This is a genomic window from Bradyrhizobium sp. SZCCHNR1017 (assembly GCF_032381375.1).
GTDB lineage: Bacteria > Pseudomonadota > Alphaproteobacteria > Rhizobiales > Xanthobacteraceae > Bradyrhizobium.
The window spans coordinates 101,561-114,854 of sequence record NZ_JAUHIR010000008.1 but is presented as its reverse complement, the minus strand read 5'-3'; the positions used below and the strand labels follow the sequence as shown (position 1 = coordinate 114,854).

At 60.8% G+C, this 13,294-nt stretch carries 26 protein-coding genes and 1 tRNA gene; 1 reads left to right on the top strand and 26 read right to left on the bottom strand.

The annotated features are described in order from the left end of the window. Nucleotides 1–8 precede the first annotated feature (8 nt). From QW863_RS20520 to QW863_RS20490, 7 genes are all read right to left on the bottom strand, one after another. Nucleotides 9–1,490 carry a hypothetical protein gene (locus tag QW863_RS20520; RefSeq protein ID WP_315768508.1) on the bottom strand — a complete coding sequence of 494 codons (1,482 nt, stop codon included), beginning with the start codon at nucleotides 1,488–1,490 and terminating at the stop codon, nucleotides 9–11. Nucleotides 1,491–1,974: 484 nt separating this feature from the next. After that, nucleotides 1,975–2,505: a hypothetical protein gene (locus tag QW863_RS20515; protein ID WP_315768506.1), complete on the bottom strand. Its 531-nt coding sequence runs from the start codon at nucleotides 2,503–2,505 to the stop codon at nucleotides 1,975–1,977. Nucleotides 2,506–2,654: 149 nt separating this feature from the next. Continuing rightward, complete coding sequence (locus QW863_RS20510) at nucleotides 2,655–2,948, bottom strand: hypothetical protein (protein WP_315768505.1); 294 nt, start codon at nucleotides 2,946–2,948, stop codon at nucleotides 2,655–2,657. Beyond that, a complete protein-coding gene (locus QW863_RS20505) occupies nucleotides 2,945–3,319 on the bottom strand; it encodes a hypothetical protein (RefSeq protein WP_315768503.1) in 375 nt (124 codons plus the stop codon). The genes QW863_RS20510 and QW863_RS20505 overlap by 4 nt, the downstream gene beginning before the upstream one ends. 74 nt (nucleotides 3,320–3,393) lie before the next feature. Beyond that, nucleotides 3,394–4,149, bottom strand: a complete 756-nt coding sequence (locus QW863_RS20500) for a hypothetical protein (RefSeq protein ID WP_315768501.1) — start codon at nucleotides 4,147–4,149, stop codon at nucleotides 3,394–3,396. A gap of 86 nt (nucleotides 4,150–4,235) precedes the next feature. Next, nucleotides 4,236–4,628: a hypothetical protein gene (locus tag QW863_RS20495; protein ID WP_315768499.1), complete on the bottom strand. Its 393-nt coding sequence runs from the start codon at nucleotides 4,626–4,628 to the stop codon at nucleotides 4,236–4,238. After that, entirely contained in the window at nucleotides 4,621–4,956 is a 336-nt protein-coding gene (locus tag QW863_RS20490) for a hypothetical protein (RefSeq protein ID WP_315740056.1), read from the bottom strand. Before QW863_RS20490 ends, QW863_RS20495 begins: the two co-directional genes overlap by 8 nt. A gap of 3 nt (nucleotides 4,957–4,959) precedes the next feature. Here QW863_RS20490 and QW863_RS20485 point away from each other — a divergent pair, with 3 nt between their 5' ends. Next, nucleotides 4,960–5,619 (top strand): hypothetical protein, encoded by a 660-nt coding sequence (locus tag QW863_RS20485; protein WP_315768497.1) that lies wholly within the window; start codon nucleotides 4,960–4,962, stop codon nucleotides 5,617–5,619. On the opposite strand, the gene QW863_RS20480 is transcribed toward QW863_RS20485, so the two are convergent. The 19 genes from QW863_RS20480 to QW863_RS20390 form a co-directional block, all read right to left on the bottom strand. Further along, on the bottom strand, nucleotides 5,603–6,034 hold the full coding sequence (locus QW863_RS20480; RefSeq protein WP_315768495.1) for a hypothetical protein: 432 nt from the start codon (nucleotides 6,032–6,034) through the stop codon (nucleotides 5,603–5,605). The genes QW863_RS20485 and QW863_RS20480 overlap by 17 nt on opposite strands. After that, nucleotides 6,034–6,225: a hypothetical protein gene (locus QW863_RS20475; protein WP_315768493.1), complete on the bottom strand. Its 192-nt coding sequence runs from the start codon at nucleotides 6,223–6,225 to the stop codon at nucleotides 6,034–6,036. The genes QW863_RS20480 and QW863_RS20475 overlap by 1 nt, the downstream gene beginning before the upstream one ends. A 24-nt stretch (nucleotides 6,226–6,249) precedes the next feature. Then, nucleotides 6,250–6,696 carry a hypothetical protein gene (locus QW863_RS20470; RefSeq protein WP_315768491.1) on the bottom strand — a complete coding sequence of 149 codons (447 nt, stop codon included), beginning with the start codon at nucleotides 6,694–6,696 and terminating at the stop codon, nucleotides 6,250–6,252. Nucleotides 6,697–7,477: 781 nt separating this feature from the next. Beyond that, nucleotides 7,478–8,020, bottom strand: a complete 543-nt coding sequence (locus QW863_RS20465; RefSeq protein WP_315768489.1) for an HD domain-containing protein — start codon at nucleotides 8,018–8,020, stop codon at nucleotides 7,478–7,480. Continuing rightward, nucleotides 8,020–8,217 (bottom strand): hypothetical protein, encoded by a 198-nt coding sequence (locus QW863_RS20460; RefSeq protein ID WP_315740063.1) that lies wholly within the window; start codon nucleotides 8,215–8,217, stop codon nucleotides 8,020–8,022. Before QW863_RS20460 ends, QW863_RS20465 begins: the two co-directional genes overlap by 1 nt. 106 nt (nucleotides 8,218–8,323) lie before the next feature. Beyond that, entirely contained in the window at nucleotides 8,324–8,638 is a 315-nt protein-coding gene (locus QW863_RS20455) for a hypothetical protein (protein WP_315740064.1), read from the bottom strand. 243 nt (nucleotides 8,639–8,881) lie between these two features. Next, nucleotides 8,882–8,956 (bottom strand) — tRNA-Glu (locus QW863_RS20450). A 234-nt stretch (nucleotides 8,957–9,190) separates the two neighbouring features. Then, complete coding sequence (locus QW863_RS20445; protein ID WP_315740065.1) at nucleotides 9,191–9,778, bottom strand: hypothetical protein; 588 nt, start codon at nucleotides 9,776–9,778, stop codon at nucleotides 9,191–9,193. Nucleotides 9,779–9,833: 55 nt separating this feature from the next. Beyond that, nucleotides 9,834–10,205 (bottom strand): hypothetical protein, encoded by a 372-nt coding sequence (locus QW863_RS20440; protein ID WP_315768487.1) that lies wholly within the window; start codon nucleotides 10,203–10,205, stop codon nucleotides 9,834–9,836. Further along, the gene (locus QW863_RS20435; protein ID WP_315768484.1) at nucleotides 10,198–10,524 is read right to left on the bottom strand and encodes a hypothetical protein; all 327 of its coding nucleotides are present in this window, start codon (nucleotides 10,522–10,524) and stop codon (nucleotides 10,198–10,200) included. Before QW863_RS20435 ends, QW863_RS20440 begins: the two co-directional genes overlap by 8 nt. Then, nucleotides 10,521–10,811, bottom strand: a complete 291-nt coding sequence (locus QW863_RS20430; protein WP_315768483.1) for a hypothetical protein — start codon at nucleotides 10,809–10,811, stop codon at nucleotides 10,521–10,523. The genes QW863_RS20435 and QW863_RS20430 overlap by 4 nt, the downstream gene beginning before the upstream one ends. Next, nucleotides 10,811–11,413 carry a DUF7007 domain-containing protein gene (locus QW863_RS20425; protein ID WP_315768482.1) on the bottom strand — a complete coding sequence of 201 codons (603 nt, stop codon included), beginning with the start codon at nucleotides 11,411–11,413 and terminating at the stop codon, nucleotides 10,811–10,813. Before QW863_RS20425 ends, QW863_RS20430 begins: the two co-directional genes overlap by 1 nt. Then, nucleotides 11,410–11,625 (bottom strand): hypothetical protein, encoded by a 216-nt coding sequence (locus QW863_RS20420; RefSeq protein WP_315768481.1) that lies wholly within the window; start codon nucleotides 11,623–11,625, stop codon nucleotides 11,410–11,412. Before QW863_RS20420 ends, QW863_RS20425 begins: the two co-directional genes overlap by 4 nt. Continuing rightward, entirely contained in the window at nucleotides 11,618–11,878 is a 261-nt protein-coding gene (locus QW863_RS20415; RefSeq protein WP_315768480.1) for a hypothetical protein, read from the bottom strand. Before QW863_RS20415 ends, QW863_RS20420 begins: the two co-directional genes overlap by 8 nt. Continuing rightward, nucleotides 11,878–12,093, bottom strand: coding sequence for a hypothetical protein (locus tag QW863_RS20410; protein ID WP_315768479.1), 216 nt, complete (start codon nucleotides 12,091–12,093; stop codon nucleotides 11,878–11,880). Before QW863_RS20410 ends, QW863_RS20415 begins: the two co-directional genes overlap by 1 nt. Nucleotides 12,094–12,097: 4 nt before the next feature. Further along, nucleotides 12,098–12,424: a hypothetical protein gene (locus QW863_RS20405; protein WP_315768477.1), complete on the bottom strand. Its 327-nt coding sequence runs from the start codon at nucleotides 12,422–12,424 to the stop codon at nucleotides 12,098–12,100. Between the two features lies 1 nt (nucleotide 12,425). Beyond that, nucleotides 12,426–12,575 (bottom strand): hypothetical protein, encoded by a 150-nt coding sequence (locus tag QW863_RS20400; RefSeq protein ID WP_315768475.1) that lies wholly within the window; start codon nucleotides 12,573–12,575, stop codon nucleotides 12,426–12,428. After that, entirely contained in the window at nucleotides 12,575–12,772 is a 198-nt protein-coding gene (locus tag QW863_RS20395; protein ID WP_315768473.1) for a hypothetical protein, read from the bottom strand. Before QW863_RS20395 ends, QW863_RS20400 begins: the two co-directional genes overlap by 1 nt. Nucleotides 12,773–12,896: 124 nt before the next feature. Next, the gene (locus QW863_RS20390) at nucleotides 12,897–13,187 is read right to left on the bottom strand and encodes a hypothetical protein (protein ID WP_315768471.1); all 291 of its coding nucleotides are present in this window, start codon (nucleotides 13,185–13,187) and stop codon (nucleotides 12,897–12,899) included. Nucleotides 13,188–13,294: the final 107 nt, after the last annotated feature.

Sequence of the window (13,294 nt, the reverse complement as noted above, 5' to 3'; positions counted from 1 at the left end):
TCTTGTGATTAGGCGACGCGGCGACGGATCACGCGACCGTCGATGGTTGTCGTCGTGACGTATTCGACGTCTCGTGCTGGGGTCGGGTCGAAGCGACCTTCGATCATCTCGCGCATGGTGATTTCACCGAGCGGGATCGGCATCCGGCTGAGTGATATGGAGACGTCGGCAGAGATCGGGTCGTCGACCCAGACCCTGTCGAAAGTCCGTCCGCGAAGCGGCCTGAGACCGTAATCGGCGTCTCGGAGCGACCTCTCATTCGCCCATCGCAGCCAGTGACGAGAGACCATCTTGCCTTTGTGCTCGACGAGATCGGACTTCTTGCAGGGCTTGCCAGTCGCCTCGCAGATCGCACCGTTCTCATCGAACCACTTCTTGGAAACCCAGCAGTCGCCGACACGACCGACGTTCGGGAGAACGACCTTGTATTGGTCCTCATCGGGCCAATATTCATGCGTTTCCGAGCACTGGAAGGCGTATCGCTCGCAGCCGGACACCGACCACTGCTGGTCGACGCCATTGACCTGCCTGAAAGACCGCTTGCTGTAGTAGTTGCGCATCTTCGGGCACCAACGCTGGATTTCCGCGTAGCCGTTGGTACCGCCGCTCTTGACGATGTCGGGATGCTGCTCGGCGCTGGGTGGCGGCTCCTTATCCGCGGTGATCCAGTGATCGCCGGCATCGACGCAGATCTTGAGGTCGTCGAAGTAGGGCATCACGACGTAGTTCTTGTCGTTGTTCAGGAAGACCTTCATCATCCTGGCGCCGACGAAGGTGGGACCGTTCTCGTCGGCGGAGTGGCCCTCGCGCGGCGTCTCGAAGCCTTCGGCTTCCAACGCGGCCTCCAAACGCTGCACGTCGCCGTAGCAGCGGCCATAGACCTTGTTCTTGGGCCAGCAGACCGCGCGGGACTGGATGCGGCCACGGCTGTTCACCGTGTAGGCGACAGCTAGGTCGCCGGCTCCATACACCGAGACCGGACGTACCGGAGTCGAGAACTTGTGGTCGCCGTCCATGCACGAAGAAGGGCCATCCGCGTAGACGCGGACGATCTCGTCGGGATCGAACGCGAAGAAGACCTCCCCGCTGGGGTCGATCGACGAGATCAGCTTGCGGCGCTGGTCGTCAGGGATTTTGTGATCATCCGTGTCGTAGTACCTGCTGATGTACCGGCCAGGGGTGACCGAGGTGAACTTGTCTAGGATTGCATCCTCTTCGGTTGCGACGAAGGTGATCATGGTGGGGGCGCCCACCAGCTGGATGTGGGCGAAGTGGTCCGAAATCGGAGGAAGATCCCATTTTGCCGGCAGTGCCTTGAGAATGCCGCGCTCGATGCCATCAGCGAGGCGCTTGCGATGGCGTTCGCGCCAATCTCCAGCCTGGCTCATGCGCCGAGGCTGCACACGGACGCCAAGGTAGTCGCCGACGCGCTTGGCCTCCTTGGCGGCTTCACTCCCCTTCTCGTAGGGACCGTATTCCGGCAGCGGCACATCGGTGCAGACGCCGGGCTGGTTCGGATCCGGCTCAAGCCGGACGAGGTAGAAGGACATGCATTTCTCCGGTGTGCATGCGAATTGCATTCAAGCAAACGAGCTGACACACGTCTGCCGGCGAGGAGTCCTCTCCCGTTCGCGGGTTGCATTCAAGCAAACAAAAGAGCAAGCGAAAAGTTTGGGCGCTTGAGCGCCTCTTGTGGTCTATCCCTTGATCGGTAGCGAATAGTGGTCACGGGCAACGTCTCCTGGGTGCGGGATTTGGAGTTGTCGTTGTCCGATCCGGTCTGTCCCGTGAACGAAAAAGGCGGACCCGCCGAGCGAGACCGCCTGTCCTGTTGTGACGCATACTCTGTTCTTTCTACTCTTCTCCGCCCGTCCTAGAAGAGTTCTCACTGTTGCTTATGTCCCTTCGTTACCGCGCTTTTCAGTCACCGGCCGCCCCAAGATCGCGGCCGGCTTGCGTCCATTGTTCCCTCCTCTATTCGTCTTTCCAGTTGATGACCAATTCACCGCCGAAGAAGTCGACGGCCTTGGCGATGTGCTTCATCACCGGGAGTCGGCGCCTGGCCTTCGACCCCAGGCAATGACTCGAGAAATACGCCCCTGTCTTTAGCTCGCGATCGAGGTCTCGGACTGCGATGCCATCCTCCTCGCAGCGACGCCGGATCGCATCAACGAGCGCGTTGCCGGTCGTCGCATACTTCGAAACCTCGCTCTTGAACCTGATGCCGAGGGTTTCGGCTCGCGTGCGGACTGATCCTTCACCGCGCCCCATCAACCGCGCCACCTCGATCGCGCCCTTGGTCTTCGCGTGCTCGATCAGCTGCCGATCGTCGGATGGGTACCAGTTCTTGTACTCGCGAATGGCGGCGAGCCCGAGATCGTCTCGCTTTCGTTTGATCGCCTGTTCCGATCTGCCGGGGAGCTTCTTCTTCAGCTCTTTGACTGGCATCTGCGGATTGTCGCGCAGGATTTGTTGCTCGCGATCAGACCAGTATTTCAGCTTCATAGCAGTCTCCGCGGCGAACGAAGCGCCTCACGGCCCGACGTTCACGTCCTCGTTTGCTCTTCGAGAATGGTTCGGGATGGCGCTTCCAGGTGTGCTCTTCGAGCAGGAAGCGGAACGCAGCTCCAATGGCGCGCTGCGCCGGATCGTCCTTATCGCAGGGGTGCCGCCATCGGCGACCACGCAGAAACATCGCGATGCTCCTTCAATCGACAGACGAGCTGGGTTTCATCCTTCCCGTATTTGCCGGTCGCGATTTGTTGATGCAGCTCCAGCGGCTTTGGGCATCCGATCTGCCAGTTGCCGCATTGCTCGCATGTGCCACCGCGTCCGCACGGGTATTGAGCTGTGACCTGGGTGCATGTCAGGCGCGGCTTGGGGATGTCGTTGTCGCCGTCGTCGCAGCCGGCGAGCAGCAGAGCTGCCATGAGGATGGCACGCTTCATGCCGCCACCTTGTTTTCGTGCCGGTAGAACTGCGGCTTCGGCGCCTCGTACCAGAACATGACGCGAGGCGGTTCCTCGAAGGCGACCACGACGGTCGGATCGGAGTCCGTGTAGCGCCGGGCTGCCTTGCGCAGCGTTCGGCCGCTCTCACGTGCGGTGTCGACGATCAGCAGCTTGAAGCCTGCCGGACAGCGGGCTCCGTACGGAATATACGGGATGTGCAGGATATGCGAGGCATAGACGGCGGCGACAGCGCCGGATCGCCCGGGGCCGGTGACGGCATTCACCTGGGAAAGATCGGTGCTCGACAGCACCTCGCGAAGGCGAGCGGCGAAGGTCGGCTCATCGATGACGCGGACTGGCTCTTTCATGCTACGGCCTTGTTGTTGATGGTCGAAGAAAATGGGTGGGGTGCCCGCCCTCCGTAGAGAGCGGGCAGGTCGCATCACCAGTTGCGGCTGATGTTCTTGTTCAGTGCCCAGTAGGGGTTCTCGCCATCCGCCTGGATGTAGAGCTGCTTGTGTGCCGGGTAGTGGCGGGTCTTGAGGATGGTGCAGGTGCGCGAACCGCGGTTCTTGCGATACGCACGCACCTTGTCGCCGGTCTTCAGCGTCATGCCGGCGACGTACTTCGGACCGGCATCGACTGCCTCGCCCTCGTCCTCCTCGTCGTCATCGGACGTGGCGGCGACCTGGACCGGCGGGATCTCCTGCTTGAGGGCAGGGATCGTGACCGGCAGGACTGCGAAGACATCGCTTTCGTTGCGTGCCACGTCGAACGCCGCCTGCTCGGTGTCATACAGCTCGGCGCCGAGCGAGAAATCGCGACGGTCCTTGAAGATGATCACGAACTTGATCTGCTCGACCGCAGGGCCGACATTCTCGACGCTCAGGTCGCCGTTGAGGCTGTTGCCATCGGTGTCGAACTGGGTGACAACCTCCTCGCTGCCGTCGTTCGAGACGACGACCACGGGATAGTTGTTGCCGGCCAGGACAGCCAGGACGCGGGCGTTGCTGTGCCGATCGTCATCGTCGTTGGAATCGAACACCTCGAACGGCTTGTTGAAGTCGACGGCGCCGACCGGATAGCTGGTCTCCGGAGCAGTTGCCGGCGACGCCGTGGTGACGACTGCAGTTTCGTTCGCGAGGGTGGAAGCGGACTCGTAAACGTCGAAGGTGGTCTCGCCCATGGTGGGGTCCATTCAGTCTCTCCTTGGTGGTGGTTGGTGCGGCCGTGCATTCCCACCCCCGTCAGAGGGCGGCGCGCTTTGCTCAACGGGGGTGTTGGTTAGGAGCAGCTGTAGTGGCTGCACTGATACAGTCGGCCGTGGTTGTCCCTCAGGATTCCGTTTTCAGGATCCTCGGAGAAGACCTCGACATCGTAGTCGCGGATCTCGACCGACATGCCGAGCTTCATCTGCGCCACATGTGCGTTGCCGCCGAGCACGATTACGACCACGTCAGGGCCGACGTTGACGATGTCCCACATGGACTGCTCTTCACCGCCGCGGTAACACTTCGGATACCGGCCGTCCTCCTCACGGAAGGCGAGGCGCTCGACGCCATCGCAATCAACAGCAAACAACAGTGGTCCGCAGCCCGGGCCATTCCAGAAGCCACGGCCGATGAACCGGGCAGGGCGCCCCTCCCGGGTCTGCATGGGCTTACTGAAGTCAAGCATCTTCGACCTCGAAGGACTGATCGATACCGCAGGCCTGCGGCCAATTCGGCTCGCCCGTGGACAGGAAATTGTCGATCGCCGCCAGGGCCGCGCCGGGCGTGATGTAGTCGTAGGTCATGCCGTTGAGGTCATCGAGCGGCGGATAGAACAGGAATTGAAGGCGATAGCTGCGATCGTCCTTGACGTATCGGGCTCCGCTCTTGCTCTCGGTGGCGCCATCTCGCTTCATGACAGCCCACATCCAGCCGCCGATGCAGGCGGTCGTCCCGCACTCGCGTTTGTCGAACAGGCACTCCATGTTGAAGCCGTTCTGCTGGCCGAAATTCATCTCGTGGTCGTGGTGGAAAGCGCCGTTGGCGAACAGCTCACGGACTTCGAGCAACGCCTTGTGTTCCGCTGGCATGATCTGAAGGGCGTCAGCGGAAAGCACTGGTCTTCTATCGGTCATCTATCCCTCCTGAGTGGGTTTGATCTGGGTAATTTGCATTTGCGCCCGACGCAAGCAAAATTTGCATTCAAGCGCATAAGACCCCATACTGGTGGAATGGGGAAATCTGAAATCGTAAACGGCCTGCCCTGGTTCTCGACGAAGCAGGAGCGCGAGATCTTCACGAAGCTGGGCTTCTGCTCCGTCTATGCGGTTGGGCCTGATGGCGGCCGGCCGCTGCGGATCGGCGTCTCAGCGAACTTGCAGAGCAGCCTGAAGACCATGCAGCTCGGCTGCTGGAAGGAGCTGCAGGTCCATCACATCATCTGGGTGGATGGGGAACTGCTCGCCAACCGGATCGCTGGCGACGTCTGCGGCGTGTTCGACAAGGGCAATCGCCGCCTCGCTGGCAGCTGGTTCGATGTCACGGCAGAGTTCGCCGTGCAGGCCATGCGTCTCTCCACGGACAAGTCCCGGATCAGGTTCCTGTCACATGGCGAGATGCTGGAGCAAGTTCGGTCGGTGCGGAAGCGGAAGATCGAGGAAGCTATCGCTCGGGCTTGACCGGCGCGCAAACCTCGAACGGCCAGCCATTGTCTTTCTGACCGCAGGCTTCGCCAGTCCAGGGTTGTCCGCAAGCGACGCAAACCGGCTCGCTCTCACCCTTGCAATCCTCGATCGCAACTTCCCGGGTGCGCCGAAGCAGAAACTCCAGCGCTCCCTCGCCATCGTCCGGCCAACCCAGAGACTTGGCGGTCTCCAGCACATGCGCTCCGGTGCGCCGCTCGCGATCCCTCTGCTCTTGCCGGGCAGCATGACGCGCCTTCACGGCATCGATCTGCGCTTGCGCCTGCCTCAATGCGGCGTTGCGCCGATCATCCAGGGCCGCCTTGAACCATCGTCCCTTGCCGCTGTAGCTGACCCAGCACGCAGGATCGAGCGTGTAGGCCAGCTGCTTGACGTCGTGATCGAATGGCATCAGTCCTCCAGTGCCGCATCCAGATATGCGATGTGGCCCATTAGGATGTTATAGTCGTCCCCCGTTGGGGGACGTTCGGTAGCGTTGAGATAATCGTCGAGAAACCGTGCATTTCGGACGGCACGCCTGGCCGCCTTTTCAATCCGCGTCAGCTGCCTGATGCGGAAGAGCGCACGGATTGTGCGGAACATGTTGGAAGCCTCCTCGGGCCGATATCAGGTCGCCAGTTTTTTCAGCTGGGATTTGGTGTAGATTTCGCCGATGACGTCGGTTGGCTTGCCCCGCAGATTGTCGATGATCTTGAGCAGACCGCCGATCTTGGGCTTGAGCAGCTTGGCCTCCTTCACGGTGCATTCGTGCAGGCGCTTGCCGTTCGGCATCGGGTAATCCCAGAAACCGACCTCGACGACATACTTTGTCACCGTGTCCCTGGCGCTCTCGACGACCTTCGCCATTCTCGCCTTTTGGGCGGCAATCTCCGAGTCAGTCTTTTTGATCTTCTTGGAGTGCAGCTTCCCGAAATTCAGGGAGAATGCGAGGTCGATGGCGCTCAAAAGAAGATCGTGATTACGCGGGTCGAGAAGCGCGTCGCGATACTCTTCGAGCATATCGTCCCGGTTGAGGCTTGGGTTCTTCGACTCCAGCTTGACCAGAAGCTCCATCAGAGTCTGAGGCTGCTGTCTCCGACGTGGTCTGCGCGCCGGCAAAGTCGCGGTCGATATATCAGAACTAAGCGTCGGCATCGTTGGCTATCTCCCTTGCCATTGCATCTAAATCAATACCCATGGACTCTGCCCACTGCCTCCAGGCTGGAGCTTCGTCATGGTTTGGTTCGAAGCCGTGAGATCGCGCGATCTGCAAGGCTATTGCGCTTCTTCGGCTGTGATGAGACGCACGTATCAGGCGAATTTTGTGCCTGCATTGCTCAGAACACGTTCGTCTTCTAAGACGTCCATCCTTGATAGGTTCACCGCAACCTATGCACGTCTTTGCGTACTGGCACTGAGCGCAGCGGGCTCGATTACGGTCCCATTTGAACATGATAGGAAGTATCCACTGCTCGTTTCCGCAGTTGATACACTCGCATTTCCAGGGAATCTGACGCCCAGGAATTGATGGCTTTTGTGGCGTTCCGCGATATAGAGGCTTCCAATGCCCAAATACCTTACCGGTTAGGTTTTCAGGAATGCCGCCAGTCGGCGCAACTGACAGTAGAAGTCGCTTTTTGTTAGCATTCGGAGCATATACTGTCGTGTCGTTTGATCTAGGCCTTCCGCGCGGACGAAAAGGAAGGCCAGTCAAAGGATCTACGGTTGGCAAGGCCTTCTTCAGACGTTTAGTTCTTGTCCGCTTCGGCGGGGCGTAGACCGTCGTATCGTCTTTGCGAGGACGACCACGAGGTCTACGCGGCAAGTCCTGTTCAGACATGACCGTTCAGCTCCGTCATGCTGCGATTTGCAGCTCGAACTTCGCCTTCTCGACCTCGTCGAACGCCGCGCGCCACAGCGGGTAGCAGAGGTTCCTGGCGTTCACGAGGACCGGTACCAGAGCTGCCTTCTCAGGGATGTAGACCTCGCGAGCGAACCGATGATCGTGTTCGGCGATGTCGCGGGTGTTGCTGATGGTGTCGGCGCATTTGATCATCTGGCCGAAGGCCGAGGCTCCGGCCAGGTATTGTCGATCGAGCCGCTTGCGCATCGGGCGCTTGCCGTGCTCGGGGCGGCTCACGTCCGTCACCTCCAGCACCAGTTCGGCGATCGTGGCGTCGAACTCCGCAACCAGCTGCTCGTATGTGGTCGAGGTGTCTTCGAGCGTGTCGTGCAGCCAACCAGCGGCGACGACCTGTGGGTTCTGCGAATGGCGCAAAAGGATCCCGGCCACCTCTTCCAGATGGTGCCAGTACGGCACGCCGGTATACTTGCGGAGCTGCGAGCCGTGGGCGTGCTTGGCGAAGTCTCTGGCTTTGTGGATCCAGTGCAGGTCCATCAGGCGACCCTCTCATTGTCGTTGTTGGCGGGGTGAATGGCGGCCAGGTCCAGCGCCGGGACGCTGACGCTCAAGTCCATCGGCTCGGTCCAGCTGAGGTTCTGGAAGTCGCGATGCACATGGTTCTTCCGGAAGCGACAGATGGTGAATGTGCCGAAGGGCAGGCGGTACTCCGGACCGGTTACGAAGGCGAACATGAGCTTCTCCTGCTCCGAATTTGCATCGCAATTCGTGCAAACGCAACACAAAGCAAACGCAATCCGGGAGGAGATTGCTCCCCTCCCGAAAGTCACGTTCAGCTGATCAGCGCGCCGATGCGCTGAAGATGTACCAGGTCGACGGATCGCTCTCGACGATGGTGCTCTTGGCGTAGGCCTTCTTCGAGAAGTTGTGCGACGGCCGGCTGTCGATCGAACCGGCGCCGATGCTCGGCCAGGTCTTGACGTCGCTCTCGACGATCGTGGACGGCGCCGTGTATTCGAGATGCAGGTTGCCGGTGCCGACCTGGCCGGTCGCCGAGTTGTAGACCGTATAGTCGCCGGCAGCGGCCGGGGACGACATCACGGACAGTGCAGCGAGCATGGTGGCAGCGGCAAGCAACGCGAACTTCTTGATCATGTAGCAGACTCCTTGTGATAAAGCCGGAGGTTGTCCGGCAGAGCAACGCATGTCGCTCCGTGCTGCGTTCCGTGATGAAGCGCAGGGCGGAAGGTCAGCGATGTCTGGGTGGATCGCAGGGATTGCATCGGGCGAGGGGCGACGTCCCCACGCACGCTTGTTGCTACCGAGCCCAATTGGACTCGCCTGATCTTCGACGATCAGATTCACCCCTCGGCCGATGCAATCGCTTGCTAAGCGTCCTGGCGCTCCCGGAAGGAATCGAACCTTCCTTTCCGCCTTGAGAGGGCGGTGTCCTTGCCGATAGACGACGGGAGCTTGCTCAGGTCAGAAGCGGGAGACGAACGTCAGAGCACGAACGAGGGACGATCAACGAGGAACAAACCACAAGCAACGAGCGCTCATAAAACCGGACGAGTGACGAAGCTCCACACGATGGGGAGCGGGTTCAGCCGGGTAACGAGGAGCGTTGTGACCTCGGGGTGAGGGCGTTGTTTGCCAATGATGATCTTTCGATCGGTGTGCCTTCGGTAAGTCTCCCGCCCACTTGCGTCAGATGAGGCCTGTCTGCCGGAGCAGGTTTGCATCACCTTCTGCGAGTTCCAGATGCACCGCGGCGTTCAGCCCGGCGCGATTATCTTCGATCGCTTCGAGCGACCGCTTGGCTTCGATGTAGCCCGCGGCGGCCTTGTCCCGCAGCTCGGGCAACACCACCGACACGTTCACAGCGCGGTTCACGCCATAGCTGCGCTCGGCGCTCTGCAGGGCGCTGAGGCTGAAAGCCAGCTCGGCCTTCAGCTGCTCCTCGGCCGGCGTGACACCAGCGGACGCCAGCTTCTTCAGGATCGCCATGACGCGGTTGTGGTGCGCCGCCTGGGCGAGGGCTGCCTCGACGCCTTGCTCGACGTTGGCCTTGGCGATCGCCTGGCGCAGGTTCGCCAGCACCAGGGAGAGCGCCATGTATTCGTCGATGCGCTGCGTCAGCGTCCGGACGCCGGGTCGGATCACCATTTCCGCCGGATCATCGACATTCTGCTGGATCAGCAGCGACAGGCTGACGTTGGTCGGCAGCTCGATCTTGGCGAGCATCGCCTCCAGCTCCTTACGGAGCTTCAACGCTCGCTTCAGTGAGATTTTCATTCCGCCCTCCGTTTGCAGCAGATTTGCATTCAAGCAAAGCAAAAGTCAAGAGAATTCACAGATCGTAGCTGCGCTCTCCGGCGATGTCGCGACAGATCGCCATCCGCTTCTCCTCGATCTCCTTTGGAGAATACTTGCTGGTCATCCACTCGATGGCGTCACCATAGCTGGCGCATTGCTGCGCATCTCGCTCCCCGTCGTAGCCGGCATTCTCGACCACGACATAGACCGTAGTCCTCGCCCTGGCGTCGACGATCTTGTTGAGCGCCATATCGAGCTGGTCCCGCAGGTTGCGGGCGTCGATTGTGCTAAGAACGCCGCAGAACTTGGTCGCGCCTTTCGGACCGTAGATCGACAGGATGATCCTGTCGTTCTCGGGATTGTCATAGCGCCAGCCGGAGCTGGTTCCGGAAGCGTGCTCACTCACTCCCATCTTCGTCCCCCTCTTCCTCGTCCTCGATGTAGGACTCGGCTGTAGCTTGATCGGGAAGGCTTCGCAGCAGCCTGATCAGTGTGCCGGCCTCTTCAGCTTCGCCTTCACGGTCGTTATCGGCGTCGCTATCCCGCTTCTGCTCCAGGGCTGCGATGATGTGGACAAGGTTGTCGCGCAGCAGCTTCTCGATGCCCTGCAGTCGGTCAACTTCTGCGATGGCCGCCGTCGCCTGCAGCTCGCAGTCATCGGTGTCCAGCGAAACGTTAAGCGCTCGGTTGAGGTCGTCCATGTAGTCAGGCGGGGTGTAGCTCACAGCTCGCTCCGTTCGCTGATGGTTGCACCAAAGGAATGAATGTCGCCCCATCCGACCGCAGCCGATGACGCACCAGCAGGCATAATCGGAACTTCGAACACGCGGATCTTCTCCGACAGACCGAGCACGGTGTCGCCCTGTCCGTCCATGTCATTGAACTCACGCCACAGCTTGACAGCTTCGCTCGCGTCCGCGGCCCAGACGAACAGGTCGCGGATGATCGGGCCATTCTCGTCCCATTGGCATTGGTCGTTGGTCGGCGCGACTAGATAGAGCATGCGTTCCATCACAGACCCTCCGGCTTGCTGATCTCAGTGTCGCGAGCCAGATCAATGACGAAGCCCCAACCCGTCCGCTTCGAATAGAGTCCAGCATCGACCAGGAACCACTTCTCGGCCTTGTCCGACGAACGGCGAGCGATGACGCCGACCTTTCCTTCCGGAACCCATGACGCCCACTCGCCCCAGGCTGCAGCGACGACGAAGTTGCCCTCGTTGTCGAGCGCGAACTGCCGCTCATCCTTGATGCGCGACTCGCCCGGCAGCAGCGGAACGCCGGTAAAGTTTTCATAAGCGTCAGGATGCCAATGGCGGAATGTCTCGATGGCCATCTCGAACTCGGTTCGAGCCGGCTTACCATCGGTCTTGATCACGCGCTGGAAGCCGATCGGATGCACGGCAGCGGCCAGCGCCCATTCGCAATCCTCCTCGTACCAGCCGCCCTCGCGCCGCATGTATTTTGGCACCGCGGCGTTGCGCTCGCGGGACAGCTTGATGCCGCCATGGCCGGCGGTCGAGATCTGCCAGATGCCAGGCGCCAACTCCTTCTTGTCCTGGATGGCGCCCCACGGCGACGTTTTCGGGCAGGGGCAGCGTTCATACGCGCTCATGACAACCTCTCGTCGGTGGCTTCCGGGCCATGGGCCAGCTCCTGCTTGCTCGTGCGGCGGAATGCGCGGTGCATCTTCGCATTGTCACGAGAACGCGCTTTCTTCGATCGCCGGCTGTTGTAGGTTTCGGACGGATAGAGGTCGTGACCTGGGCAGCAGCCGTAGTCACGACGATGCCGGCCATACGGACGGCGATGGCGCTGCTTAGCCACGGTGCGCCTCGTTCCACCGCTCGCTCGCGGCATATTGGTCGTAGAAGGGCTTGAGGGATGGAGCGATGCTCATCTCCACCATCTCGACGGCGCCGCAGCACCAGCTGTCATTCGGATAGCAGCGGATGCAGGACAGCTTGCCGGTGTCCTGCTCATCCTTGAGGACACCATCGAGCAGATGGATATCCTCGGCGATGCCACAGTAGCTGCAGTGGTAGCGGTCAGCCGAATCGTGCTTGAACTTGCGCGGCATCATGCAGCTCCTCTGTAACCGTAGACCAGGCGCTTGGCGTCGCCCTTGCTGACCAGCTCCAACTGGTCCTCGGACCGTCCCCAGCGCTTGTTCTCGGCGCAGCGGACGATGTAATCCTGGCCACCGTTGCAATTGCCGGTGATCTGGCCGACGAACGATTCTTTCGAGCCGACCCCGACAGATCGGACCCAGTCGTTGATTTCGAATTTGGGCATGGCTTCACCAAACAACATTGCCGACGAGCCGGATTGCGCGCGAACGGGACTCCTGGATCCACTCCCCGCTCCATGGCACGCGGCCGGTGATCACGACGTCCTCGACGCGGCGGATGATCCCGCACACGCCTGATGCGCTGACGTATTCGGCCTCGTCTCGCAGGCAGAACACGAGTTTGCAGTTGTCAGGCCCAACGTCCTGGGCCAGTCCGTGCTGGCGCTTTGCCCGCTTGAGCCATGAGCTGACGCGGAAGCCGTGTCTGAACGGAGGATCGCCATCCTCGAACGTTTCCCCGATATCGGGGACGCGGCGGATCAGTGCTGTGCCCATGTCAGTGCTCCAGCGCCTCGAGATAGGCCATGCCGGCCGGTGTGATGTGCAGCTCGCCCCAGATGACGACAGCGAAACCCGCGAATAGCGCGCTCCACTGCGGACCGAGGAAGGCGAGTGCCTCGTATGTCGCGACCTGCAGAGCGAGCATCAGACTGCTCTACTCGGCAGAACGTCGAGCCAGCCGGAGAACCGGCCGTAGTGATCCGGGCGCAGCTTGATCAGCGCCTGCAGATCCTCGCGCGTCATCGGGTTGGTCGGGCGTGCGACCATTTCCATGAAGGCGATGTCGGCATCAGCAAGCCGTCGCCTGGATCTTTCGTAGTGCTGCAGCTGCGGCTGCGTCATTTGTTTTTTGCCTTCAAGCAAAGCCCGGGGCGCACCTCGGGCGTGAACAGGGGTGCCTGGCCTGCTAGGCAGAATTGGGTCCAGGCCAGGGCCGCTCGCGACTAAGACCCGCTTGCCTAACGATTCACCGCGAGACCGTTTCTCCGTGGATCCACAGCCGGATCGTGCCGTCATCGGCAATGATGATGTCGGCCTCGCCAGAGCTGATCGCGCCGATCGCCTTGCGCTGTGCCGGCGTCAGACCTGGGGCAGTGTCGGTGTTGATATCTTCCAGTGATTCGACCCTGCCATCGTGTGTCAGATACAGGTTGCGGTAGATATGGTCGTTGCCGCGAAGTAGCGCGTCGCTCATGATTTCACCTTGCAAATTCTCCACCGCAATATCGCTGGCGGTGGTCAGCGCCTCAGCAATCACGCTTGCTTGAGGTTGGCAGGCCTTCTTTGGCCAGAACCGGGTTTAACGTCGTCGGGTTGACGCTGCGATCAGCAGGCTTTGATTGGCATCTGACGTATCGCTCGGAG

Bases quoted from the DNA above. Each gene is read 5' to 3' on its own strand.
- QW863_RS20460 (WP_315740063.1), bottom strand. From the start codon at position 8,217: ATGTTCGCCTTCGTAACCGGTCCGGAGTACCGCCTGCCCTTCGGCACA.
- QW863_RS20470 (WP_315768491.1), bottom strand. From the start codon at position 6,696: ATGGAGCTTCTGGTCAAGCTGGAGTCGAAGAACCCAAGCCTCAACCGG.
- QW863_RS20510 (WP_315768505.1), bottom strand. From the start codon at position 2,948: ATGAAGCGTGCCATCCTCATGGCAGCTCTGCTGCTCGCCGGCTGCGAC.
- QW863_RS20425 (WP_315768482.1), bottom strand. From the start codon at position 11,413: ATGAGCGCGTATGAACGCTGCCCCTGCCCGAAAACGTCGCCGTGGGGC.
- QW863_RS20455 (WP_315740064.1), bottom strand. From the start codon at position 8,638: ATGATCAAGAAGTTCGCGTTGCTTGCCGCTGCCACCATGCTCGCTGCA.
- QW863_RS20495 (WP_315768499.1), bottom strand. From the start codon at position 4,628: ATGCTTGACTTCAGTAAGCCCATGCAGACCCGGGAGGGGCGCCCTGCC.
- QW863_RS20515 (WP_315768506.1), bottom strand. From the start codon at position 2,505: ATGAAGCTGAAATACTGGTCTGATCGCGAGCAACAAATCCTGCGCGAC.
- QW863_RS20410 (WP_315768479.1), bottom strand. From the start codon at position 12,093: ATGCCCAAATTCGAAATCAACGACTGGGTCCGATCTGTCGGGGTCGGC.
- QW863_RS20445 (WP_315740065.1), bottom strand. From the start codon at position 9,778: ATGAAAATCTCACTGAAGCGAGCGTTGAAGCTCCGTAAGGAGCTGGAG.
- QW863_RS20430 (WP_315768483.1), bottom strand. From the start codon at position 10,811: ATGGAACGCATGCTCTATCTAGTCGCGCCGACCAACGACCAATGCCAA.
- QW863_RS20475 (WP_315768493.1), bottom strand. From the start codon at position 6,225: ATGTTCCGCACAATCCGTGCGCTCTTCCGCATCAGGCAGCTGACGCGG.
- QW863_RS20490 (WP_315740056.1), bottom strand. From the start codon at position 4,956: ATGAATTTCGGCCAGCAGAACGGCTTCAACATGGAGTGCCTGTTCGAC.
- QW863_RS20395 (WP_315768473.1), bottom strand. From the start codon at position 12,772: ATGACGCAGCCGCAGCTGCAGCACTACGAAAGATCCAGGCGACGGCTT.
- QW863_RS20415 (WP_315768480.1), bottom strand. From the start codon at position 11,878: ATGCCGCGCAAGTTCAAGCACGATTCGGCTGACCGCTACCACTGCAGC.
- QW863_RS20480 (WP_315768495.1), bottom strand. From the start codon at position 6,034: ATGCCATTCGATCACGACGTCAAGCAGCTGGCCTACACGCTCGATCCT.
- QW863_RS20400 (WP_315768475.1), bottom strand. From the start codon at position 12,575: ATGCTCGCTCTGCAGGTCGCGACATACGAGGCACTCGCCTTCCTCGGT.
- QW863_RS20505 (WP_315768503.1), bottom strand. From the start codon at position 3,319: ATGAAAGAGCCAGTCCGCGTCATCGATGAGCCGACCTTCGCCGCTCGC.
- QW863_RS20465 (WP_315768489.1), bottom strand. From the start codon at position 8,020: ATGGACCTGCACTGGATCCACAAAGCCAGAGACTTCGCCAAGCACGCC.
- QW863_RS20405 (WP_315768477.1), bottom strand. From the start codon at position 12,424: ATGGGCACAGCACTGATCCGCCGCGTCCCCGATATCGGGGAAACGTTC.
- QW863_RS20500 (WP_315768501.1), bottom strand. From the start codon at position 4,149: ATGGACCCCACCATGGGCGAGACCACCTTCGACGTTTACGAGTCCGCT.